This is a genomic window from Actinosynnema pretiosum, from assembly GCF_024171695.1.
In the GTDB taxonomy this organism is placed as follows: domain Bacteria; phylum Actinomycetota; class Actinomycetes; order Mycobacteriales; family Pseudonocardiaceae; genus Actinosynnema; species Actinosynnema pretiosum.
In genome coordinates, this window is the sequence record NZ_JAMTCF010000014.1 from 155473 (window position 1) to 178301 (window position 22829).

General features: G+C 71.8%; 22 protein-coding genes and 1 pseudogene. 8 read left to right on the forward strand and 15 right to left on the reverse strand.

Features of this window, described 5'->3' with window-relative positions; translation table 11 throughout:
- Positions 1-74 precede the first annotated feature (74 nt).
- Together LV78_RS27270 and LV78_RS27275 are read right to left on the reverse strand one after the other, a co-directional pair.
- A complete protein-coding gene (locus LV78_RS27270) occupies positions 75-737 on the reverse strand; it encodes a hypothetical protein (protein WP_253848501.1) in 663 nt (220 codons plus the stop codon).
- A 168-nt stretch (positions 738-905) separates the two neighbouring features.
- Positions 906-1175 (reverse strand): hypothetical protein, encoded by a 270-nt coding sequence (locus tag LV78_RS27275; protein WP_253848502.1) that lies wholly within the window; start codon positions 1173-1175, stop codon positions 906-908.
- 582 nt (positions 1176-1757) lie between these two features.
- Here LV78_RS27275 and LV78_RS27280 point away from each other — a divergent pair.
- Positions 1758-3062: a hypothetical protein gene (locus LV78_RS27280; protein ID WP_253848503.1), complete on the forward strand. Its 1305-nt coding sequence runs from the start codon at positions 1758-1760 to the stop codon at positions 3060-3062.
- A gap of 20 nt (positions 3063-3082) precedes the next feature.
- Positions 3083-4012 (forward strand): aminoglycoside phosphotransferase family protein, encoded by a 930-nt coding sequence (locus LV78_RS27285; protein WP_253848626.1) that lies wholly within the window; start codon positions 3083-3085, stop codon positions 4010-4012.
- Between the two features lie 71 nt (positions 4013-4083).
- On the opposite strand, the gene LV78_RS27290 is transcribed toward LV78_RS27285, so the two are convergent.
- From LV78_RS27290 to LV78_RS27300, 3 genes are all read right to left on the reverse strand, one after another.
- On the reverse strand, positions 4084-5286 hold the full coding sequence (locus LV78_RS27290) for a hypothetical protein (protein ID WP_253848504.1): 1203 nt from the start codon (positions 5284-5286) through the stop codon (positions 4084-4086).
- A 94-nt stretch (positions 5287-5380) separates the two neighbouring features.
- Positions 5381-5830: a hypothetical protein gene (locus tag LV78_RS27295; RefSeq protein WP_253848505.1), complete on the reverse strand. Its 450-nt coding sequence runs from the start codon at positions 5828-5830 to the stop codon at positions 5381-5383.
- A 642-nt stretch (positions 5831-6472) separates the two neighbouring features.
- Positions 6473-7840 (reverse strand): tetratricopeptide repeat protein, encoded by a 1368-nt coding sequence (locus tag LV78_RS27300; protein ID WP_253848506.1) that lies wholly within the window; start codon positions 7838-7840, stop codon positions 6473-6475.
- 256 nt (positions 7841-8096) lie between these two features.
- Here LV78_RS27300 and LV78_RS27305 point away from each other — a divergent pair, with 256 nt between their 5' ends.
- Genes LV78_RS27305 through LV78_RS27325 form a run of 5 tightly spaced genes read left to right on the forward strand, consistent with a single transcriptional unit; the run spans position 8097 to position 12379 of the window.
- Positions 8097-8711 carry a dTDP-4-dehydrorhamnose 3,5-epimerase family protein gene (locus LV78_RS27305; protein WP_253848507.1) on the forward strand — a complete coding sequence of 205 codons (615 nt, stop codon included), beginning with the start codon at positions 8097-8099 and terminating at the stop codon, positions 8709-8711.
- A 26-nt stretch (positions 8712-8737) separates the two neighbouring features.
- Complete coding sequence (gene rfbB / locus LV78_RS27310; RefSeq protein ID WP_253848508.1) at positions 8738-9754, forward strand: dTDP-glucose 4,6-dehydratase; 1017 nt, start codon at positions 8738-8740, stop codon at positions 9752-9754.
- Positions 9751-10731, forward strand: coding sequence for an ATP-grasp domain-containing protein (locus LV78_RS27315; protein ID WP_253848509.1), 981 nt, complete (start codon positions 9751-9753; stop codon positions 10729-10731). Before rfbB ends, LV78_RS27315 begins: the two co-directional genes overlap by 4 nt.
- Positions 10732-10733: 2 nt before the next feature.
- Positions 10734-11909, forward strand: coding sequence for a DegT/DnrJ/EryC1/StrS family aminotransferase (locus tag LV78_RS27320; protein WP_253848510.1), 1176 nt, complete (start codon positions 10734-10736; stop codon positions 11907-11909).
- A gap of 29 nt (positions 11910-11938) precedes the next feature.
- Positions 11939-12379: an arsenate reductase/protein-tyrosine-phosphatase family protein gene (locus LV78_RS27325; RefSeq protein WP_253848511.1), complete on the forward strand. Its 441-nt coding sequence runs from the start codon at positions 11939-11941 to the stop codon at positions 12377-12379.
- Between the two features lie 9 nt (positions 12380-12388).
- On the opposite strand, the gene LV78_RS27330 is transcribed toward LV78_RS27325, so the two are convergent.
- From LV78_RS27330 to LV78_RS27350, 5 genes are all read right to left on the reverse strand, one after another.
- Complete coding sequence (locus tag LV78_RS27330) at positions 12389-13657, reverse strand: UDP-N-acetylglucosamine--N-acetylmuramyl-(pentapeptide) pyrophosphoryl-undecaprenol N-acetylglucosamine transferase (protein WP_253848512.1); 1269 nt, start codon at positions 13655-13657, stop codon at positions 12389-12391.
- Positions 13658-14029: 372 nt separating this feature from the next.
- On the reverse strand, positions 14030-15070 hold the full coding sequence (locus LV78_RS27335; protein WP_253848513.1) for an HNH endonuclease: 1041 nt from the start codon (positions 15068-15070) through the stop codon (positions 14030-14032).
- Between the two features lie 77 nt (positions 15071-15147).
- Positions 15148-16323 (reverse strand): ROK family transcriptional regulator, encoded by a 1176-nt coding sequence (locus LV78_RS27340; protein WP_253848514.1) that lies wholly within the window; start codon positions 16321-16323, stop codon positions 15148-15150.
- A gap of 214 nt (positions 16324-16537) precedes the next feature.
- Entirely contained in the window at positions 16538-17428 is an 891-nt protein-coding gene (locus LV78_RS27345; RefSeq protein ID WP_253848515.1) for a helix-turn-helix domain-containing protein, read from the reverse strand.
- A 109-nt stretch (positions 17429-17537) separates the two neighbouring features.
- A complete protein-coding gene (locus LV78_RS27350) occupies positions 17538-17990 on the reverse strand; it encodes a hypothetical protein (RefSeq protein ID WP_253848516.1) in 453 nt (150 codons plus the stop codon).
- A 67-nt stretch (positions 17991-18057) separates the two neighbouring features.
- On the opposite strand from LV78_RS27350, the gene LV78_RS27355 reads away from it, so the two are divergent.
- Positions 18058-18279 (forward strand): hypothetical protein, encoded by a 222-nt coding sequence (locus LV78_RS27355; RefSeq protein ID WP_253848517.1) that lies wholly within the window; start codon positions 18058-18060, stop codon positions 18277-18279.
- A 776-nt stretch (positions 18280-19055) separates the two neighbouring features.
- Here LV78_RS27355 and LV78_RS27360 read toward each other — a convergent pair.
- From LV78_RS27360 to LV78_RS27380, 5 genes and pseudogenes are all read right to left on the reverse strand, one after another.
- Positions 19056-19211, reverse strand: coding sequence for a hypothetical protein (locus LV78_RS27360; protein ID WP_253848518.1), 156 nt, complete (start codon positions 19209-19211; stop codon positions 19056-19058).
- A 36-nt stretch (positions 19212-19247) separates the two neighbouring features.
- On the reverse strand, positions 19248-20252 hold the full coding sequence (locus LV78_RS41790) for a carboxyvinyltransferase (protein WP_253848519.1): 1005 nt from the start codon (positions 20250-20252) through the stop codon (positions 19248-19250).
- Entirely contained in the window at positions 20249-21010 is a 762-nt protein-coding gene (locus LV78_RS27370) for an HAD family hydrolase (RefSeq protein WP_253848520.1), read from the reverse strand. The genes LV78_RS41790 and LV78_RS27370 overlap by 4 nt, the downstream gene beginning before the upstream one ends.
- 144 nt (positions 21011-21154) lie before the next feature.
- On the reverse strand, positions 21155-22120 hold the full coding sequence (locus LV78_RS27375; RefSeq protein WP_253848521.1) for a S1 family peptidase: 966 nt from the start codon (positions 22118-22120) through the stop codon (positions 21155-21157).
- A gap of 142 nt (positions 22121-22262) precedes the next feature.
- Positions 22263-22518, reverse strand: a pseudogene (locus LV78_RS27380) (helix-turn-helix domain-containing protein).
- Positions 22519-22829: the final 311 nt, after the last annotated feature.

Here is a 22829-nt window from a genome sequence, read left to right on the forward strand (position 1 = left end):
GACGGTCAGACGGGTGCGAGGGCGCCGCCGTCGCGCGGGCGAGGCTCGTGCCGTCGCCCACGCGGCGCGGCCGGTCACCAGAGGGAGCCGGTGGTGCCGAGGGGGGTGAGCTGGTGCAGCAGGGTCTGCAGGACGCAGGCGCCCAGGTGGCCCAGGACGAGGCCGGTCAGGCTGGTCCACCGCCACCAGCCCAGGACCGTCAGGGCGATCGGCACCACCACCGGCAGAGCGCCGGTCGTGGGGTCCTGGCCGGTGGCCAGCAGGTGCACCGCCACCGCCAGGGCCGTCTCGGCGGCGAGCACGTCACCGGTCCAGGGCAGGCCCAGGGCGGTGCGCAGGCCGCGCGTGAGCAGCAGGGTGAGCGCGAGCGGCGCGATCTGCGTCCATCCTGCGCCCAGCGCGTCCGGCACCGCCTGCCACAACGGTGGCGGGGCCGCCGCCGGGACGGGGGGTGTCAGGAGCGTGGTGATCGCGGTGACCGGCCAGACGGCCAGCACCGCCCATCCCGCGCTCCACAGGCTGGTGGGGCACCAGGGCGGGCGCAGCGCGCGGTCCTGCCCGCGCAGCAGCGCCAGCGCCACGGCCAGGGTGAGCGTGACCAGCGTCAGGGACGCCAGCGCGCCGCCGACGTCCCAGGACCAGGCAAGCGGTTCGCCGCGTTCGCGGGCGTCGTGCGCCCGCTGGGCGTGCCGGCGGCACACCAGCAGCGTCGCCGCGCAGCACAACGGCAGGGCCATCGGCGGCCACCGGTGACGGTGCTGCTCGCGGTCGGGGACCGCGACGGCGGCGGATCGGCGGATCGGGGACAGGGGGGAGCCAGGGGACACGAAAGCCTCAGGGGCGGGGAGAGGGTGAGAGGTGGGGAGACGGAACGCGGGCAGGGCGACGGGCGCGGCGGTCGACCGCTACCCCGGCGGCCGCGTCGCGGCGTCCATGGGCATGGCCGCCCGCTGCGCGGCCAGACGCTTCCCACCGGAGTCGGGGTCCAGGCAGCGGGTGGGATCGAGGTCGTGCTCGCCTGCCGGGTCGACGGCGGCGCGCGGTGGCCCGTCCGTGCCGTCGTGGTGTGATCGCGGCGGGTCGGTGATCCGCCGCGCGGGCGAAGCGGTGGCGGGCCCGAGCAGCGGCGGCACGGTGCGGGTGTCCGGGTGCAGTGATCGTCTGACTCTGCGCACGATCTTCCTGTTCGTCCTGTGCGGACTGCATCTCGTGGGCGGGTGGTCGGGGCGTTTCGGCGCCCCCGTCCGTGCCGGAACAGGAGAGCGCAAATGCGGGGCTTTGGGATCGTGGGCGGGGAACGCGTTCGGCCCCAGGCTTATGCCGATCGAGTGCCTGGGGCCGAACGGGGGTGCCGCGGGCTGCGGGCCACAGCGCGTTGGCAACGGATCGGCAGCACCGCCCCTCGTGCGGTACGTGCGCCGCTGCCGCGACTGCGGCCAGGCCCCCTGTGAAGGCGGCAGGCCCGGATGCGGCCACCCGTCGTCGACGCCGACCCGTCCGAGCCTGGCTGACTCCCCACGGGGGCGGTGTCGTCGACACGCCACAGCAAACTCGATCTTGTGGACGGTGGCCATCCCTACGGCCGCGACGATCAACGACAATCCCGCACGCCGACGGCACGACCACGACAATCCACGACAACCGCCGCGAGTCCGCACATCGGCGGAGACAGTGCGATCGATCCGGCGTAGATCGGTACCCCATTCGATGGACGCGCGCCTGCGCCGGGACCACCCGGCGGGGCTGAGGAGAGCACGATGACGCCCCCTGTCAGGGACGAGGGCACAACCCCGTTCGCCGAACTGCTGGACCAGCTCGGCACCCGCCGGGAACTCGGACGGCGACTGGAGGTCTCCCCCGAGTCCGTGGGCCGCTGGGCGCGCGGTGGCAGCCGACCCGACGCGGCCAACCGCCGCCGACTGCTGCAGCTCGTCCGCGACGAGCTCGGCCGGACCCTGTCCCCGTCCCAGCTGGCCGGGATCGTCGAGGGCAGGCACAGACTGGCCGACCTGACCCCCGAGCACACCGAACGGCACCCCCCGGACGGCGCGACCCCGCCCCCGGTCGACCTGGTCACCGGCGCGCGACTGCTCACGCAGCGACTGCACTCCCGACAGGTGCCAGAGACGAGTCTGGAGTGGTACTGGGACCGGCTGTCCCTGCTGTGCACCGAGTTCGTGCACCTGCGGCCCGCGGCGTGGTTCCCGCGCCTGCTGGAGCTGTGGGAGCTGATCCGCGCGCACCTGGACGAGGGCGCCCACCCCCGGCAGAGCGGGCAGGTGCACCTGCTGGGCGCCCTGACCGGCGCCGTCCTGGCCCACGGCTGCCACGTGATGGGCAGGGCGGAGCAGGCGCTGGTGATGGCGCGGATGGCCCAGAGCCTGGCCGAGGCGATCGGCCACCGCGAGCTGGCCGCGTGGGCGCTGGGCACCCGCGCGCTGGTCACCGACCGCCTGCCGCGCCGCCCACCCCACGCCCCGTCCGCGTTGACGCTGATCGAGCAGGCCCAGAGCGTCCTCGGCGGCAGACCCGGCACGGGCGCGGTGCGCCTGCACCTGTACCGCGCCGCGTTCGCCGCGCGCACGGGCGACACCGGCCTGGCGCTGCGCTCACGGATCGCAGCCCTACGCGCGCGCGACCGCCTGCCGGACGAGCCGGGCGAGCTGGACGTGCTCGGCGGCATCCTGACCCTGGGCCACGCCAAGCACGAGGCGCTGGCGGCCTCGGCGCTGCTGGCCGCCGGAAACCACGCCGACGCCGCCGACGCCGCGCGCCAGGCGATCACCGCCTACGACCACGGGCCCGCCCACGAGCGCTCGTGGGGCGACCTGGCGATCGCCCGCCTGGACCTGGCCGCGGCCCACGCCGCGCGCGGGGACCACGACGCGGCCGCCCACGCCGCGCGCCCGGTGCTCGACCTGGACGAGCAGGACCTGCTCGCCCCCCTGCTGCCGGCCCTGCACCGGCTGGCCCACCACCTCGGCACGCCCACCGGGGAAGGGCGCACCGCACGCGAGCTGCGGCAGGAGATCGCCACGCTCCACGGGGGTCGAACCCCCTAGAAAAGGGGAACAATCCCGGTGTGCCCTCCGACTCGAGACCGGCAGCCGCGCCCGCCACCGACCACACCCCGGCCCCGCTCGCGGTGGCCGCCGCGGCCTGCGCGGCCGCGGGGTTGGACGCGCGCGACGCGCAGCTCGTGCACCACTACGCCAGCGCGGTCGTGCACCTGCCGCGCGCGGGCGCGGTGGCCAGGATCGGCCCTGGGGACCGGACCGCGGCGGCGGACCGCTGCCTGGCGTTGGTGCGCTGGCTGATCGACGAGGGCTTCCCCGTCCCGGCCCCGCTGGGCGGCCTGCGCGCCGTGCACGTCGCCAGCTCCACGGTGACCTTCTGGCACCACCACCCCCAGCACGGCGCGGCGACGTCCCGGCTGGACTCCGCCGCGCTGGGCGCGCTGTTGCGACGCCTGCACGACCTGCCCGACCCGCCGGTCGACCTGCCGTCGTGGCGTCCCCTGACCGGCCTGGAGCAGGCGCTGACCGAACCCTGGTCGCACGAGGCCCTACCCGACGACGACCGCGACTGGGTGCTGCGGCGCATCGCCGCCGTGCGCGCCGGACTCGACCACGCCCACCTCCCCCTGGGCCGGGGGCTGATCCACGGCGACGCCTGGGCGGGCAACCTGCTCCACGGCGCGCGCGGGCGGGTCCTGCTGGGCGACTGGGACGACGTGGCGTGGGGGCCGCGCGAGGTCGACCTCGTCCCCACCTGGCACGCCGCCCGCCGCTACCGCGACGAACCCGACTGGACCACCCGCTTCGCCGCCGCCTACGGCCACGACCTGGCCGCGAGCACCCCGGACTTCGAGCTGCTGATGCAGATGCGCGACCTCGTCCAGATCAGCGGCCCCCTCAGGCACGCCGCCCACTCACCCGTCCACGCCCGAGCGCTGCGACAACGCCTGGACGGCACCCGCGCACGCGACAGCCGACGCTGGCACCAGTTCTGACCAAGCAGGCGTCCGTGACGGTGTGGGAAACCAGGCCGGACGCTGTCCACTCCCGCGGTGGGCACGCGAGTTCAGAGCGGACCGCGCGCCTGCAGGGCGGCGCGCAGGCGGCGGGAGTGCTCGCCCCGCGCGTGGCGCTCCACCGCCGTGTGGGCGAGTCGGCGGATCCTGGGGCGGTCGAGCACCTCGGCCGGGGAGTGCCGGAGCGCGGCCGAGAGCGCGTCGACCGCGCGGTCGGGCCGGTCGTGCTGCGCCCAGGCGCGGGCCAGGTCGATGTGCAGCCGGGCACGGCGCTCGGGGGTGGGGAACTGGCCAGGGCGCAGGCCGTGGGCGGCGTGCAGCGCCTGGCCGGACTCGCCCAGTGCCCAGTGCGTGCCCACCCGGTACAGGCGCAGCTGCGCCTCGGTGGGCGTGGCACCCCCGAGGATCACCACCGGCGGGCCCCCTGTGGGGAGGGCGCGGTGGGCGCGGTCGGCCTCGGCGAGCAGTTCCATCGCGGTGGCGCGGTCCGCGGCCTGGGCGGCGGTGTAGGCGCTGCTGCACAGCATCTGCACGTAGACCGTCCACCCGGTCCGGTCGCCCGGCCCGCACGCCTGCAGGCCCTCCAGGGCGGTCAGGGTGATCGTCTCGGCCAGGGCGGTGCGGCCGTCGTGGCGCAGCACCACGCTCTGCGCCCGCACCGCCAGCGCCAGCGCCGCGGGCGAGCCCGACAGGCGGGCGTGGGTCACCGCCCGGTCGGCCGCGCGCCCGGCGTCGGCCAGGGCGCCGACCTTGTCCAGGGTGTGGGTGGCCAGCTCGTAGCAGGAGGCCAGCGCGCGATGGCCGCGCCGATCCCCTCCGGCCAGTTCGTGGGCGGCGGCGAGCAGGGTGGGCAGGGCCTGGACGAGCTGGCCGTGTCTGCCGCGGTCGAACAGGGCGCGGCCCCGGTCGAGCAGGGCGGCCACGGCCGCCGGGGAGTTGCGCGCGGGCGGCGGCGGCAGGGCGATGAGCGCGTCGCCCACCCGGTCGAGCAGCCCGGCGGAGACCGCGCCCCCAATCAAGGTCAGGAAACCCCTGCGGTCCACGTCGTCCCCGCTCTCGCTCGTCGGCTGCCTTGGGGGGACGGTAGCCAGTCCGAGCGTCTCGGGTGGGATGCGGTGGCAGGCGGCCAGGTGTCGCAGCGTGTCCAGGTCCACCGGTCCGCCCTGCTCGATCCGGTCCAGCGCCCAGCGCGAGAACCCCGCCGGGCGGCCGGACTCCGCCTGACTGTGACGGCGTTGCTGGCGGGCGCCCATTCCAGCAGCCTGCCGCTGTTCCCCAGCGCCGAGCGGGGGCTCGGATGGCGGTCGTCGTGGTGGTCCATTACCACTCGGGCAGACCGGACCTCGTCTACACCATGCTGCCCGCAGATGAACGCATCTCCTCCGATGAGGTGTGCACCCGCAGCGCCGCGCGGCAGCCGGTCACCGATCTGCGCAGGGCGACGCTGCACTGCCTGACGGCCTCGGACAGCCGGGCGGACGTCGATTTCTGATCCGCCTGCGCCGCCCGGCGGGCGCACCCGGCCGTGCGCCACGCGAGGTCGATGGTGTCGACCAGTTCGTGCAGCCTGGGCGCGGAGCACAGCAACGCCGCATCAGCGGCGGCTGCTCCGGTCCGCAGCAGGACCTCCCGGCAGGAGGTGGCGTGCGCGCTCTCGGCCAGCAGGAGCACCAGCGCGGTCAGCCCCCACCGCAGGTCGAGCCGGTCGGGCACGAGGGCGTCGGCGGCCTGCTCCAGCAGCACCAGGTAGCAGTGCCGCCACCCGCGTCGATCGGTCGCCCCGCGCAGTCCTCGCATGGCTTGGAATCTGCCGTCCGGCAGGCGCGTGCGGCAGGGGTTTCCTGTTGCCCGTCAAAGGTTTCCTGTTGCCAAACCCGTCGCCCCCTGAGGGATGGCCAGGGCAGCTGACGATCGCCCAGCCCGCGTGGGTCCGGGACAGCGGCCGCGCGACGCTACCGCAGGCCACCCGAACGTCTTACGGAGTGGTGACCCGCAGGCGTGGTGGCGTCAGCCTCACGGCTGCTGTACGTCGCGCCGCACTTCGAGTCGCCAGGCTCCCCCTGCTCACCGCGCTGACGCGCCACACCGACGCCCCTCTGTGGCGCGCGGCCGCCGACCAAGGGGCACGCTCGTACGCCACGCTGGCCGCCAGGACGCGCTGGGCCCACGGCATCCCGCCGCTGTCCGAGGACGAGTCGGCCCTGCTGCCTCTGGGACGCTGCGCCCACTGCGACCGGCCCTGGCAGTTCGACCAGGACGGCGCCTGCCCGCGGTGCCCGGCCGCGCTGCAGGGCACCACTTCGCAGGACAGCGAGGAAGCCACGCGGTTCCCCGGCCATCCGGTCGACGCCAGCCAGCTGGCCATGCCGGTGCTGCAGGCGCAGGAAAACCGAAGGCGCACGTCTGCTTCGAGGAGACGCCGGTCCCGCCGGGGAGGACTCAGGCTGGCGTAGCGCAGAAGTCCGCGATCTCACGTGCCAGGTCCTGCGCGCCGGAATGTCCGGTGAGGGCGAGCGCCTGCCTCCTCAACAGCCCCAGTTGGCCGCGCAGACGCTGCGACTTGACCCTGCGGACCTGGTGCAGCACCGTGTGCCCCATCTCGACCGCCGTGGCGGTCTCGCCGTCGGCAAGATGACAAGAGGCCAGCAGTGCCTGGTTGAACGCCTGTTGGCGGGCGTGTTCCGGCGGGATGCCGGTCAGGGTGCGGGTGAGCCCATCGATGGCGATGGCGCGTTGCCCAGGGTCGGTCATCCCCAGGCGGGTGTGGACGCGGGCCGCCGCTGTCCGCATGGCGACCTGGTCGAAGAAGCGTGTGTACGGGGTGGTCCGCTCCCCGGCTTCGGCGGCGGCGAAGTCGTCCAGCGCACGTGCCAGTGTGTCCGTGGCCAGGCGTGGTTTCCCCATGTCGGCGTGGGCGATGGCCTCGTCGGCGGCCAGGAACGCTACGGCGAGCCCTGATTCGGCGTTCTCCGCGGCGATCCGGCCGAGCTTGAAGTATTTCAGGGCCTCGTCGGGTTGGCCGTTGTCCAAGGGGACGCGGCCGAGGTGGTGCATGACGATGGCGGTGTGCGCGGGATTGTCCGCGCTCTGCGTGAATCCCACTGCCTGCAACAGCAGCCGTCGGGCCTCGTCCGACATGGACAGGCCGTGGTCGTGGGCTGTCCATCCGGCCAGGGTCTTGATCTCCGCGATCGCGGAGAGCAGTTCCGGCCTGGTCTCCTCGGAGCAGCGGGCCGACAGCAGGGAGGTCGCCCACTCGGCGTGGGCCAGGATCACCGAGCGGATCGCCACTCCGCCGTGGACGAGGTCGTGCGCGCGCAGGCTCGCCGTCACCGCCCGCAGTTGGGCCACGTCGGTGCCGCCCACGAGGTTCGGGGCCGGGACGGCGCGGGACGCCTGGTCGAACAACGCTTTCTCCGAGCCGAGCAGCGGGGCCCCCAGCATCATCTTTCCCGCTATTCCCAACATCGCACGTCGTCGCATCGTTTCCTCGTCCTGTGTTTCCGGAGCCCGCCTGACGGCGGGCTGATGGTCGGTGTCGGAGTAGGCGAGTCCCATGAGGCCGCGCGGGATCCCCAGGCCCTCGGCGATGCGTTCGAGCACTTCGTAGGAACGGACCGGGTGTTTCCCCGTGGAGATGCCGCACACCTCGGACTGGTTCTGTTGGGTCAGCTCCGCGATCACACGTTGCGTCACGCCGTGTCTGCCCAGGTGGCGGTAGACGAAACCGATGTCACGGGTGGCCAGTCGCCGTCGCACCTCGGGAATTTCCCAATGGGGCGACAAGTCCCGGATTTCATCGTTCATCGGACCGCCTTCCGTGGCGCCTTTCAGCTCTTTCCCGACACTTTCCCGTTCACCGTAGCCATCCCTGCGGTGTTGCGGCAGCACCCTGATCGGTACGGCCTATCAGGCGTTCCGATCAACCCCGGAACACAAAGGCCGATAGGTCGTCTCTCTCGCCTGGGCACGCCGTGGAGCGCCACTGTGGTGCCCCGGCACCGCAAGCGAGCCGGCCTCCTCCTCAAGCGCTGCTCCCGAAAGGGGTGACATGTCCGTTCCTGTGACATCCGCACACTCCCCCGGCCCTCCCGTGGTGTCGCCGATCCCCGGTGTCCCCGGCGCCTGGTCGCTGTCGATGCCCGTGCACGAGGACCTGCGGGGACAGGTGTGGTCGTGGTTCCAGTCGTCGCAGACCGACCGGCTCCGCCCGGCCCTGACCCCGCTCAGGGCCGCGGTCACCGTCTCGCGGCGCGGCGCGCTGCGCGGGATCAAGTACTGCGATGGCGCGAAGTACGTGTCCTGTCTGGCCGGGCGGGTCCTGGAGGTGGTGCTGGACCTGCGGGAAGGCTCGCCCGGTTTCGGCCGCCCGCACGTGCTGCAGATGCGCGGAGGCGAGGGCACGGCGTTGCACCTGCCCGCAGGGGTGGGGCACGCCTGCCTGGCACTGACCGACGGGACGGTCGTGGCCTACCTGCACGAGAGCCCCGCCGGGACGCCCCCCGAGGCGAGCGTCCACCCCCTGGACCCCGCCCTGGGAATCCCCTGGCCCCAGGAGCTGTCGCCGGTGCTCTCCGACGGGGACGCCGCCGCGCCGTCCCTGGCCGCGGCGCGCGAGCTCGGCCTGTTGCCCCGATTCCAGCCCGCGCCCCAGGGCACGGGCACCGACCACCAGTGAACCCCACACGGACAAGGAGCAGGGACATGACCGCAGTCCTGGTCACCGGCGGCGCCGGATTCATCGGCTCGCACCTGGTCAAACACCTGCTGCAGGACGAGCGGGTCAGTCGCGTCACCGTGCTCGACGCGCTGACCTACGCCGGCAGCGTGGAGAACATGGGGGAGGCGTTCCTGTCCCCCAAGCTTGCCTTCCGACACGGCAACATCCTGGACGCCGACCTGGTCGGGGAACTGGTCGGCGAGCACGAGGCGATCGTGCACCTGGCCGCCGAATCGCACGTGGACCGCTCGTTCCTGCAAGCCGGGAACTTCGTCACCACCAACGTGCTGGGAACCCAGACCCTGCTGGAGGCCGCCCGCCGCCGGCAGGTGGCCAAGTTCGTGCACGTGTCCACGGACGAGGTGTACGGGCCGCTGGAGACCGGGTGCGCCCACGAGGGGTCGCCGCTGCTGCCCACGGTGCCCTACGCCGCCTCCAAGGCGGCCAGCGACCTGATCGCCCTGTCCTACCACCGCACCTACGGGCTGCCGGTGTGCGTGACGCGCTCGTCGAACAACTACGGGCCCTGCCAGCACCCGGAGAAGATCATCCCGTTGTTCGCCACCCGGCTGCTCTCGGGCCAACCGGTCGGGCTGCACGGCAACGGCGAGCACGTGCGCAACTGGCTGCACGTGGCCGACAACTGCCGCGGCATCGCCCTGGCGCTGCACTCCGGCAAGCCGGGCGAGGTCTACAACATCGGCGGCGGAACCGACCTGGACAACCGGACCCTGGCCGACATGCTGGTGCGGCTGTGCCGGGCCGACCCCGCCCTGGTGAGGTGCGTGCCCGACCGGCAGGCCAACGACATCCGCTACGCGATGGACTTCACCAAGATCACCGAGGAGTTGGGGTACCGGCCCGAGCAGGACCTGGAGGCGGGGTTGGCCGAGACCGTGGCCTGGTACCGGGCCAACCCCAGCCGGTGGGCACCGATGCTGCGCACCCCCGGTGCCCCGGTGCCGAGCGTGAGCCTGACCGTCCCGGCGGGGCTGCGGTGACCGCCTACCTGTCCCCGCCTACGCCGCCGTGGCGGCTGCTGGTCACCGGCGTCGGCGGCGCTCCCGGCTTCGACCTGGCCCGTGCGGCGCTCAAGCTGGGGCACACGGTGATCGCCGCCGACGCCGACCCGCAGGCCAACGGCCTGTTCCTGGACGACGTCCAGGCACAGGTGCTGCCCATCGCGACGGCGCAGGACTACGAGCGGGAGCTGCTGCGGCTGTGCGCCCGGCTCAGGCCGCAGGCCCTGCTGTCCACGGTGGAGGCCGAACTGCCCCGACTGCGCGCACTGGCCCCGCGGTTGCGGGAGCTGGGGGTGCGCACCTGGCTGCCACCGCAGGACGCGGTGGCAGCGAGCCTGGACAAGGCCCTGTTCCACGACAGGATGAGCGCCTGCAGCGTGCCGGTACCCGAGACGTGGCTGCCCGACCAGCTGCACCTGGCACCCGAGAACGCCGAACTGGTGGTCAAACCACGCTGCGGCCAAGGCGCCCGTGACGTGCTGTTCTGCTCCACCCGCCTCCAGGCACGGGTGTTGTGCGACCTGGTGGCCGACCCGATCGTGCAGCGCCGTGTCCACGGCGAGGAATTCACCGCCGACTGCCTGACCGACCGCGGCGGCACCACCAGCGTGGTACTGCGCCAGCGGCTGCTGGTCAAAGGCGGGTTGTCGATGGTCTCGCGCACCGTGCAGGACCCGGAGGCCACCCGGTTGGTCGTGCGCGCGCTGACCGCGCTGGGCATGACCGGGGCCTGTTGCGTGCAAGGGTTCCGCACCGCGCGGGGCGGGCTGCTGCTCACCGAGGTCAACGCCAGGGTGGCCGGTGGTTTCCCGCTGGCCGAGGCCGCCGGGGCCGACCTTGTGGGCCAGATGCTCAACGGCCTGTTCGGGCTCCAGGTCGACCACCGGCGCCTGACCTACCGGGTCGGCGTGACCTTGACCAAGTACATCGAGACCCTCACCGTCGCAGGAGGCTGACGATGACCACCCTGCTCCCCACCCCCATCGGGAACGACGAGGTGGCGCGCAACGCGCGCCCGGTCCTGCACGGACCCGAGTACGCCGCTGTCGCCGAGGTGCTCGCCAGCGGCCACTACGGGCACGGCCCGACCACCGAGGCATTCGAGCGCGCCCTGGCCGACCACCTGCAGGTGCCCGAGGTGGTCACGGTGGCCTCCGGCACCGTGGCCCTGCAGATCGCCCTGCAGTCCGCCGGGATCGACGCGGGCGACGAGGTGCTCGTGCCCTCGCTGACCTTCTGCGCCAGCGTGCAGGCCATCCTGGCCACCGGCGCGCACCCCCGCTTCGTCGAGGTCGACCCGCGGACCCTGTGCGTGCGCGCCGAAGACGTCCTGGACGGGCTCACCGAGACCACCCGCGCGGTGATGCCGGTGCTCTACGGCGGCCGCGCGGTGGACCTGTCACCGATCCGGGAACTGCTGCACCGGCGAGACGTGGTCGTGGTGGAGGACGCCGCGCACGCCTTCGGCTCCCGGCACCGCGACGGGCGCCCGGTCGGCGCGGGCGAGGCGCTGACCTGCTTCAGCTTCGACCCGATCAAGAACCTCACCTGCGGCGAAGGCGGCGCCGTGGTGCCCGCCACTCCGGAACAGGCACACCGGGCCCGACGGCTGCGCGCGCTGGGCATCGTCCAGGACCACGCCCGCCGCGCCGCCACCACCACCTACCAGGTCGACGGGGCGGGCCTGCGCGCCCACCTGCCGGCGATCAACGCCGCGATCGGCCAGGTCCAGCTCGCCCACTTCGCCGAGCACGCCCACCGGCGAGTGCTGCTGTGGAAGGCCTACCGCGACCGGCTCACCGACCTGGAGCAGGTCGGGCTGGTCGATGTGGACATCGAACGCACCGTGCCGTTCAACACCGTGGTGCTGCTGCCCGCCCCGGCACGCGAGACCGTCTTCGCCCACCTGCGCGCCGCGGGCATCGGGGTGGGGGTGCACTACCCGCCCAACCACCTGCAGCCCGCCTTCGCCCGGTGGCGCCGCCCGTTACCGGTCACCGAGGAACTGGCCGAGCGGATGCTGACCCTGCCGCTGCACCCCCGGATGGACCGGCACGACGTGGACAGCGTCGTCGACGCCCTGGCCTCGGCCCTGGCGGCAACCGGCACGGACACCGAAAGGACGCGGCGATGAGCCCGCAACCGGCCCAGACCGTGACCGGCATGCCGACGACGGACAGGCCGCGTCGCCTGCTCACCGTCTGCCTGGGCAACCACTGCCGCTCCCCCCTGGCCGCCGTCGTGCTCGCCGACCTCGGCGGCCAGGCGGTACAGGTGCGTTCGGCTGGCACCCGCGACCGCTGGCAGGACCAGCCCGCCCACCGGCTCATGGTCGTGGCCGCGGCCCGCCGCGGCCACGACCTGACCGCGCACCGCGGCGCCCAGGTCACCGACGAGATGCTGGACTGGGCCGACGTGGTCCTGGCGATGGACCACTCCATCCTCACCACCCTGCAGAAGAGTGCCACCGACGAGCAGCGAAACAAGATGACCCTCTACCTGCCCGACGGCCAGGACGTCCCCGACCCCTTCGGCCGCGACCAGGCCGCCTTCGACGAGTGCGCGGCCATCATCGCCGCTGCCGCCAGCCACCATCTGCCCTGAGCGCTCGGATCACTGTGACGCCGCGGCCAGCAGCACCTGCACCAGGCTGGCCGCGGCGTCACGACGGCCCAACGCGCCCGCCGCCCGCGCCATCCGCCCCCGCGCGTCCGCATCGCCCAGCAACGCGCCCACCGCCTGTGCCAAGCCATGCCCGTCCACCTCATCCCGCAGAGCGATCGCGGCCCCCGAGCGGTGCAGATAGTCGGCGTTGGACGCCTGCTCACCACCGGCGGAGCTGGCCAGGGGAACGAGCACCGATGCCTTGCCCAGCGCAGTCAACTCGGCGATAGTGCCCGCACCGCTGCGGGAAAGCACGACGTCGGCGAGCGCGAACACATCCGGCAGCTCCGGCCCCAGGTAACCGGTAGGCCAGTACCTCCCGGCCAGCACCGGCGGCAACGTCGCCGCGTTCCGGACAGCCTCGTCCTGGTTGGCCTGTCCGCACTGGTGCACCACATTGGCCCGCTCCAACAGCCAGGGCAGGATCTGCCGCACCAGGGTGTTGATCTGCCGGGCCCCCTGGGATCCGCCGGTGACGTAGAGCGTGGGAAGCCTGCGGTCGAAGCCGCAGGTAGCGGGCAGTGTCCAGGCCCGCGCGGCTTGGCCGGTCAGCAGTTCAGGCCGCACCGGGTTGCCGGTGACCACCGCCCGCTCGCGCGCCTGCTGAGGCAGGAAGTCGAGCGTGGACTGCGTCGAGACGGCCACACGGGTCGCGCGCGAGGCGAGGACCCTGTTGGTCAACCCCAGGCGCGTGGTCTGCTCGTGGACCACCAGCGGCACCGAGCAGGAACTGGCGGCCATCCCCACCGGCACGGCCACGTAGCCGCCGGTGGCCAGGACCACGTGCGGCCGGAACTGCTTGATCACAGCCCGCGCCTGCGCCATGCCGACGGGCACGCGGGCCATGTCCGCGATATTGGCGGGCGAGAGCATTTTGATCGGATTGGCCGAACGTCTGATCTTTCCCACCGCCACGGACCTGAACTCGATCCCCGCCGCCTGCGCCGAGCGCTGCTCCATGCCCTCCCGCTCCCCCACCCACAACACCTGCGGCGCTGGAGCGGACATCGCGGCACTGCGTTCCCCCAGCGCACGGACCACGGCCAACCCCGGCGAGATGTGCCCGCCGGTACCGCCGCCGGTGACCACCACGCGCAAGGAATCCCTCCTTGGGGAGACGCCCGCGATGATCTCGGTATCGCTCTCGTGCTTCACTGCGACCACACCTTCGAGGATTTTCACCGGAATGATCAAGAATCCGCCCGCTGCCGCGAACACGACCGACCGGTTCCCGCTGTCGACAGCGGGTGTGCGGTAGGCGCACCACGACTCGGGATGGCGAGACGTTACCGATGAGGCCGATGCACCCAGTCCCCAGGTCCTGTCTGCCTCACACGACCGCATGACGCAGCACCTCTATGGTCGCCAGAACGCCCTGGGCCTTCATGCTCCCTCTCGCGCACCGGCCGACACGGTGGCGTGATCCGCGCAGCCTCCGCAGCGGAGGCGAGGTATCGGGTCTGCCCGTCGAGGGGTGGGCCGGGGGCGACGAGGTGCTCACCGAAGGCGCACAGGTCCCACGGGACGCGCGCCCAGGAGCATCGGCGCGGGAATGTCTACCCGAAATTCACCCGACATTCTTCCCTCGGTTCACCACGGTGCCACTCCCGCTTTCCATTCGATGATCTCCGCACTGTCGACGTCCACGCGTGTCGGATCGCCGTCCACCGGGAAGAACGAGATCGAGAAGCGCCCGTGGGCGGCAACATCCTCCTGAAGCCAGTCCGTCCCGGAGCCGTCGTCGTTGACCACGGCGGCGTGCGCACTCATGTCGACAGCGAACGTCCCGCCCGCCGTGAATTCGCCGGACGGGTCGAACGTCAGACTGTCCGCCTCGACGAAGAGCCGACCGGACGGATCGCCCACGTCCGGATAATGATGCCCGCGCTCTCCGAGGTTCGAGGCAATGGCATCACGGACGCGTTCCACCACTGCGTCGTGGACGGCGGACATGACGTGAGATGCCATGTCGTCGAAGTCCATCCCGTAAAAATCCTCCACGATCACGCGAGCGCGACGCACGGAGTTGTTCAGAATGAATACGGCACTGCACCCTCCTTCCTCATAGGAGCCGGAATCCCCTTGCGCGATCGACACCTCCCTAGTGGTCGAATAGCCCTCCAGCATGTCGACGTCCAGAACGCTAATTCGACTTATCACGAGCGGAGCGAAATCCATGAAAGCCTGACGGGATGCCGGCTCGTTCATGTCCGCCGTCGAAGCCAGGAACAGTTCCTTCTCTACCGTCTGGGCGGTTTTGAATCTTTTTACCTTTTTTACTACACTCGCCTCCAGTTTGTGCGCCTTGTCCAGGTTGACGGCCGTGATTCCGACCCCCAGTAGATCGCGATTACTTTTCTTGCGGTTGCATTCTGCACATGCCGGGGCAAGGTTTCCCAGGGCGTGAATGTCGAAGCCTTCCCGCCTTTCGGGCGAGAGGTGGAGACTCAGCAATTCGGCAAGTTTATCCTTTTTTGTGTCCTGCGGGATGATGTGGTCGATTTGGATATTCGAGAAGTCCGTAGGTCGCGAACACATGTAGCATCGATTCCCCCATGATTCCAGCAGTGCGAGTCGCAGAACGGAGTTTTCGTCTGCCTGGCCGGGGAGGTAACGAACGTCGTCGTCCACTTTCTTCACATTACCCGTGCCGTCAGACGCGGCGGCCGAGAGCGGCAACAGGATGCTCCGGTCCGGCAGTGTCTACCTCAGGCAGACCACCCGCTGGGAGCATCGGCCAGGGCGAACGCCAGCGCACCACTGGCGGCCGCCGCCCGGCCGAGGCGGGAAGTGCGGAGCCTCACGGGCGGGTCGACTGTCTCCATGCTGGCGGGCACAGTGCATGTCCACCCTCGTCTGACGGCCTCGGCCAGCACGTCGCCTGCTCTGCCCAGGTCTCCGCCTAGGACGACCGTGTCCACGTTGACGACGAGGAACACCTCGCCCAATACCCTTCCCAGGGCGTGCCCGGCGTCCTGGATCACGCGCGCGTACACCCGCTCGCCCGCGTGTACCCGCGTCACCAGGTCATCGAGGATCGTCGGAAGATCGCTACGCCGCCCCAGGTGGGCCTGGCGCACCTGGTCGATCAGATGTGGTCCTGAGATCAGGGTCTCCAGGCATCCCCGGTTGCCGCAGCGGCACCTCTTTCCGGCTGGCTCGACGGGTATGTGCCCCAGGGCAGCGGCGTGCCCACTCGCTCCCCGCCACACCCTTCCGGCGAAGACCAGTCCGGCGTCGACCTCGTGGGAGGCGTGGACGGCCAGCAGGAGCACGTCGTCGTCGTGTTCGGTGCCATGGAGGTACTCGCCGAACGCCGCCATGTTCCCGAGGTTGTCCACCACGGCCTGGACGTCCGGGAGGTACTCGATCAGCGCCTTCTCCCAGGGCGGTTGATGTTCGACCGGGGTGGGGACGCCGAGCCCGAGCGAGACGATGTCGTTTCTGTCCATGCCGAGGGTGTCGAGCAGGTCGTCGACCATGGCGACGGCCGTGCCCGCCCACAACTCCTTTCCCTCCCCGGCGCCGTGGACGCTGGATTGGTGCAGGACGCGTCCACCGTCGACGCGCCGGAGCGCGACCACGACCCGGTCGTGTGCCAGTTCGATGCCCACCGCTGCCCCGATCATCGGCGCGCAGCGCACCCGGTTCCCGCGTTCGTCCCTGTTCGGCCCGACCTCGACCAAGCCGTTCTGCTGGAGTCGGGCGACCGCACCGGAGACGGTGGCCTGGGACAGGCCGGTCCACCGGGCCAGGCGCGCCTGGGAGGCCGAGGACAGCACCATGATCGCGCGCAACACGGCGACGGTGTTCGCCTCGCGCACGGAGAGCCGGCGCGTCGACAGGGCGTCCCGCGCGTGTCGCGGGGCGCCGGAGGTGGTCATCGGGCCTGCCTGGGAACTGTCGGGAAGCCATGGGTCGGGCCGGTCGAGGATGTCCGCAGCGCGCTCCGGGGTTTCTGGGGCCGTGTCGGTTGTCGAGGGGGACGGTGTCGGGCTTTGCGGGTACGACCTGGCGCGAGGTGTAGGGGGGAGATGGGCGGGACCGAGCCTTTCGTGGTGGCCGTGACACGGGGGTGGGCGGTCGAGAGGACAGGCGTCAGGCCGTGTGGAAACCGGCGGTGATCCGGTCCAGCAGCGGCGGCAGCGCATCTTCGCGTGCGGCGAATGAGTGGAGCCGGGTGAACAACCGCGTGTAGTAGTCGATGTTGTCCGGGTCCCTGTCGATGGCGAACGCGGTGTAGCCGTCGAAGGTCACTGCCCGTGCGTCGATCACCTGGAAACCATGTGGCAGATGGGTGTCGGGGAGCACCACGTCCTCGGGGATCACTCCCAGATCGACCTCCGGCCGCCGTGCCAGTTCCCGCAAGTGCTCGATCTGCGCGGCCATCAGCTCCGGCGGGCCCACCCGCCATCGCAACGCACTCTCGGTGAGCACGAACTCGCCCGCAGGCCCCTGCGGACCCTCGTGGCGGTCATGGGTCTCCTGCGGGTCTGCGGTGGAGTACACGGCACGGCGGTAGTCCTCCGTCTGGAGCGGGGCGGGGATGACGGCGTTGGCGAAATGGAGCCCGCGCGTTGCCTTCCGCTGCAGGGCCTTCAGGGCTTGATAGGCGCGGGAGGAGCCCAGATGCAACACCAGGCGTCTGTTTTTCGCTTCGCTGTCGAGCAGTCGGGCCAACTCCAGGAGGGCGGCGCGCCGCTCGGACGGGACGGTGGGCATCGCGTCGAGAAGCCTCTCGACGGTGGTGGGGGCAGGCAATAGGAGCCCTGCCTCGTACTTCGACACTGTGGACTGGGCAACGTCGAGAAGTCGGGCGAGTACGCGGGTGCTCAGCTTCGTGCCGCGCAACTCGCGCAGTCCGGCGGCCAAGTGCTGCTGGGCCAGTCGGGAATGCTGCAGCGGGGTCGTGTGCCCATGTCGCCATGGCGTGCACTCGGGCACGGCCCCGTCGGCGGGGGTGTGGGCGTCGGGGGTTCGTGCTGACACGGTTGTCCTCCGGGAGCATGGAAGGGGGGTGGACGTGGCGAGGGCTGATGTCGTGCGCGTAAGCACCCGAGGGGATCTCCGTCCGGCACGAGGCGAGGGATCTACCGGGTCATGTCGTGCTCTTGCGATCTACTGACGGCGACGGGCACGGCAGGCCGGGATGTCTCGCTCCGCCGGTGTCGCGGCATCGCATGGCGGTGGCGGTAGCGGTGGCCCAGCGCTCATCGAGCAGTTCCGGGCCGGGCGGCCGGGCTTCGGTGGACGCGGGTTCTGTGGAGCGCCCCGGCTGCGGCCAGTGACTTCTCGGCCCGTTCCAGCAGGCCACGCCCGGCTGTCGCGGTGCCGCCAGACCGGCTTGGGCCTGCAGCAGCCGCACCCGCTCCAGAGGTCCGTCCCACATCCGCACCGGTCCGTGGGCGCGGACGAACGCGGTGGCGGCGGTGGTCGCGTCGCCCAGGAGGGTATGGGGGCGGCCGAGGTCGGTCAGCACTTGGCCCAGGACACGGGGTGCGGGGTCGCAGTCCTGTTCCAGTGCGGCCAGTGCCCGTTCCAGCCATGCCATCGCCAGCCGGGTGGTGGGCGGCGTCCAGGTGCGTCGCGCCCAGGGCGGCGGGCGCCAGGGTGGCCCGGTGGCGGGCGTCGAGGTGCTCGTAGAGGGCGAGCGCGGTCAGGATCTCGCGCGTCGCGTCGTCATGCTGGCCGCAGGCCCTGAACAGCTCGCCGCCGCTCAGGCGCGCGTCGGCATCGCCGAGCCGGTCGCCGCAGGCAACGTAGAGGATCTGGCTGCAGTCCAGCGCACGCCGCGCCTGCTCGTGCTCGCCTATCGCGGTCAGGACGGTCCCGGTCTGTAGGGGCATCGTCGCCTGCGCGGCCTGCTCGCCCATCCTCGCCAGTTCCAAGGACGTCCTGTAGTGGTGGCGGTGAGGCCACAGCGAGGTCAGGCAGTCCACCAGGTGCAACAGACTCCGGTGCTGGACGTGGCAGTCAAGCAGTCGGACGTGGCCGACAGTGCTGTCCAGGTTGCGCTCCAGCCACGCCAACGCCTGGGTCGACGTGGGCAAGAGCCGCGCGGTGGCGTCGACATGCAGTGTCGATCGCGGAATCCGGCGGTGAGAAGGCATCACGGGTTTCAGGCGCCTCTGTCGGGGTGCCGGTGGGACAGGGGACCGCCAAGGTTGATGGAGCCGATGGTTCCGCCCTGGATGACCTGGCCGGTCACATCTCCCTGGACCGAGTTGACGACCCTGTCGGGGCGAGCGCTCACGTCCTCGGGCCGGGTCGGCGTGACAGGCTGAGGAGCCAGCAGCGCTTCGGGTGTGTCCTCGGGCGGCGATGACGTGACGGGCTGCGGAACCGGTGGTGCCTCGGGTGCGGCGTTGGATCTGCCCAATGCCCACCGGAGCAGCAGCACCGAAGGGGTGAGCGTGCCGGCGATCCAACTTGTCGCTTCTGCCACACCACGCGCAGCCGTAGCAGACTCGGGCAGCCCGATCACGACGGCGATCCCGATCGCAGTGACTACGGCCAAGGCCGCCACCGCACGCCTGGCCCCTGCTGATCCACTGCTTCTTCGTGTGCTTCATGATCGTTTTCTCCTCGCTCGACGAGCGGTTCGTGGAGGTGGCCATCAGGACAGGCGCCTGGCGCGCCACGTCGCCAGCAGGGCGGTCATGCCTGGGCAGGCGGCGTCGATCGCGCGCGGGTCGTCGGCGGTGACGCCGTCCACGCGCAGCCCCAGCACCCGCACGGCCATCGCCAGGTCCGCGTTCCCGGCGACCGGCATGACCGCAGGGGTCGAGGCGCCGGGATTGATCTGCAGCTAGCCCCACCCTGATCTCACCGGCATCCGCAGCGTGTACAACGCGGCGGCGACCGGCCTGACCAGCTCGTTGGACAGCACCAGGTGCAACGGGATCCTCGCCCAGGGGCCCAGTGCCACCGCCACCAGCGGCGCGAGGGCCGGGTACGATCGCAGTTCCAGTACTCCACCGAACAACGCGCCGGCGGCGGGTCCGGTGACGGTGGTCTCTCGTTCGCCGATGCGTACCTGCGCGCCCAGCACGTCCAGGATCTGGGGGAACGCCAGGCCCTCCTCGGGGCTGAAGCAGTCCAGGCCCGGCACGACTACGCCGCCGGTGATCACGGCGGCGGCGAACAGCGCCGCCGCAGTCGACGGGTCGGGGGACAGGGTATAGCCGCCGGGGTCCACGCGCAGCCGCTCCCCATCACCCATCGGATCGCAGGCCACCCGCGCGCCCCACTCGCGCATCAACCGCAGGGCTCTCTCACACGTCAAGGGTTTTTCCAGGCGCAGCTCCAACCCCCGCGGGGTGAGCGGGCCGGTCAGCAGTAGCGCGGCGAGCGCTCTGCGGTCCACGTGCGCGGGCGGGGACACCGAGTCGCCACGCAGGCCGTGGGCGACCATGCCGTAGGGCGGGGTGATGTCGCCGAGCTGTATGCCCCGGTAGTCCAGCTTACGCAGCAGCACCGCCGGTGCCTGGGCGTCGGCGGTGTCGAGGTCGTCTGGCGCGTGGCGGGTGCCCGCCGCGATGTCGGCCAGCACCGGCAGCAGCAGCGCGCTCGTGCCGTCGGCGCCCGGCTCCCGACGTCCTGCGGGCGGGCCCTCGGGGGTGCCCTGCAGGGTGCACTCCCCCGGTTCCTCCCGTCTCAGTCGGTAGTCCAGCGCGGTCAGCGCGGCGAGGTGGGCGTCGACGGCCGGGGTGTCGGGCAGGCCGCGCAGCGTGGTGGTGCCGTGCGCGGCGGCGGTCACCATCAGGGCCTGCACCGCCATGTCCTGCGGGCCTGGGATGTGCACAACGCTCACGCGTGGCCTCCGGGCAGCAGCAGGGAGCGCTGCCCGTGCGCTGCCGGGACGGTGATCCGCCCCAGCAGCGCGGCCAGCGCGGCTGGTTGCTCCACCAGCCAGCGGGGCTGCTCGGCGGCCAGGTCCCGTCGGGTGCCCGCGCCCCAGATGCAGGCGATCGTGTCGATCCCGGCCGCGCGGGCGGAGCGCAGGTCGGTGGTGGAGTCGCCGATCATCACCGCCCGGTCCGGCGCGATCCCCAACCGTGCGCACGCGGCGAGCAGCATGTCAGGGCCGGGCTTCTGGGCCGTCTCGGAGGGGGTGAGCAGTACGTCCACCCACGGGGCGAGCCCGGTGGCCTGCAGCGCCATCCGTGATCGGCGCCGGTCCTTGTTGGTGACCACCGCCACCGGCAGACCGCGCTCGTGCTGGGCACGCAGCACGACCTCCATGCCGCGAAACGTAACGGCCGCACCCTGGACGATGAGCCGTGTCATGGCCTGGACATAGGGGGGTTGCAGCTCGGGTGGCAGGTCCAGTAGGCGCAGGATCCGCAGCAGGGCGATTCCGGACAGCGCGCGGAACCGCTCCACCGGCGGCGTGCCCGGCAGGTCGAGCTCGTCGAGCGCCTCCTGCACGGCGGGGCCGGTGACCCGGCCGTCGTCGATCAGCGTGCCGTCCAGGTCGAACAGCAGCACAGCCTTGGCGCTGGCTGCGGTCGTCAGGGGGAGCTTGGGACGGCAGGGGTGGGGACAGATGAAGGGCGGGTCCACGGGCATGTCTGGGTTCCTTGCGGTAGCAGGGAAGACATCAATCCGGCAAGCAGGGAGGGCGAGAGATGAGACGACCCGCCGGAGAGCGCGTTGTCGCGTGATCTCCGGCGGGCCCCCGGTTCATCAGCCGGGTCGCGGCGGGTTCTGCCCCTACCCGCGGTGGTCGGTGGTCAGGATCGGTGCCCAGGGCGAGTCGACGGGCCCGCCCTGGGCGGGGGCGAGCGGCACGAGCGGGAGCTGGCCGCGCATCACCCGGTAGGCCCACTCCCGGTAGGCGGGGGCGGAGGTGTAGACGGCGGGCCCGTCACCGCAGTAGGCACCGGTGTTGCGGCTGGCGACCCCGGCGAACTGCCAACGGCCGTTAGCGCGCACGAGCGCCGGGCCGCCGGAGTCGCCACTGCAGGGTCCGGCGACGTCCCAGGGGTTGTCCAGGCACAGCTCGGCGGTGGTGATGCCCACCGCGGCGCAACTGACGGGGGCGAGCACGCGGGTGTCGAGCTCCTGCAGGTGGATCGGCGGGGTACCGGAACCGTTGGGGGCGGTCAGGCCCCAGCCAAGCAGCCTAATGGGCGCCCCCAGCCGGGCGGGCGGCCCGGCCAGTTCCATCGGCTGGAGCTCGAGCTGCCGGTCGAGCCGGACCAGCGCCCAGTCTCCCACATCGCCGGGACCCGCGCCCCACGCCCAGCCGGGGTGCACGACGATGTTCCGCACCCCGGCCGGGGTGCCTGCGGTGCGGTCGATCGCGCCGAGCGAGAGGTGGAATCGCTTGTCCCGCACGGGGGTGCCCGCCGGGGTCAGCCAGGACCGGTTGGCGGCGGCGGTGGGCTCGGTGGGCGGGTCGGTGACGCAGTGCGCCGCCGTCACCGCCCAGCCGCGCTCGATCAGCGTCACGCCGCAGGTGTGCACGCCCCGCCGGTCGGCGGTGGGCACGTCGAACATCAGGCTACCCACGGCCGGGTAGACCTCGCTGGCGCGGCGGCCGCCGACGATCAGAGCGCCCATGTCGGGCTCGCCCTGTGCAGCGGCGACAGCCGTCGGGGACGCGGTCGCCGCGACCAGCGTCAGCAGCGCCGCCGACAGCGCACGACCGGTCCTGTGGTGAAGGATTCGTCTCAACAGTTTTCCGTCCGTAATGGATTTACAAGTGCCGTGTCCCGGTGGGATCGGCGGTCAGGGAAGCCACGAGGCGAACGGGCGAGAGAGCGCCACGAGCGCGGCGTGACAGGGCTTCGGGACGAGGCCGCCGCGGGCTCTTGGCTCAGGATCCGGGTGGGGACGGCGCCTGCCCGTCCGGGCGGTACGGCAACCCGTTCTTCTTGGGGCCGGTGTGCCCGCCCTGCCGTCGAAGCTGCACGCCCGACTCGGTGAGCAGCCGGTGTATGAACCTGCAGGAGCGGCCGATCGAGGACGCCAAAGCACGGACACTGGCCCCCCTCCTCGTACCTTTTCCTCATGGCTGTGGCGAGCTCGTGCCGTTCACCGCCCGTGCCCCGTCGACCTGTCCTGATCTTCATCGGTTCCTCGATCTCTCGGGGCGGGGTTGTGCCGTCGTGTCGTGCCGGATGGAGGCGGAACCCCCTGCTATGCCCGAAACCCCGCCCGGTCAGACGGAAAGCTCCTCCACAGGCCGGTCGAGTTCGGCGAGCAGCGCACGTAACTCCTCGCGGTAACGGGCTGCTCACCGCCCGGACGGTGATCACGCCTGACAGCGCGCCCACCGTCGCCGAGTACGACGACCGCCCATACCCCCAAATACCGTCATCACCCGAAAGGGGTACGTATATACATGCCAAACCGCGTATATCCGTATATCGCGTCCGCACAA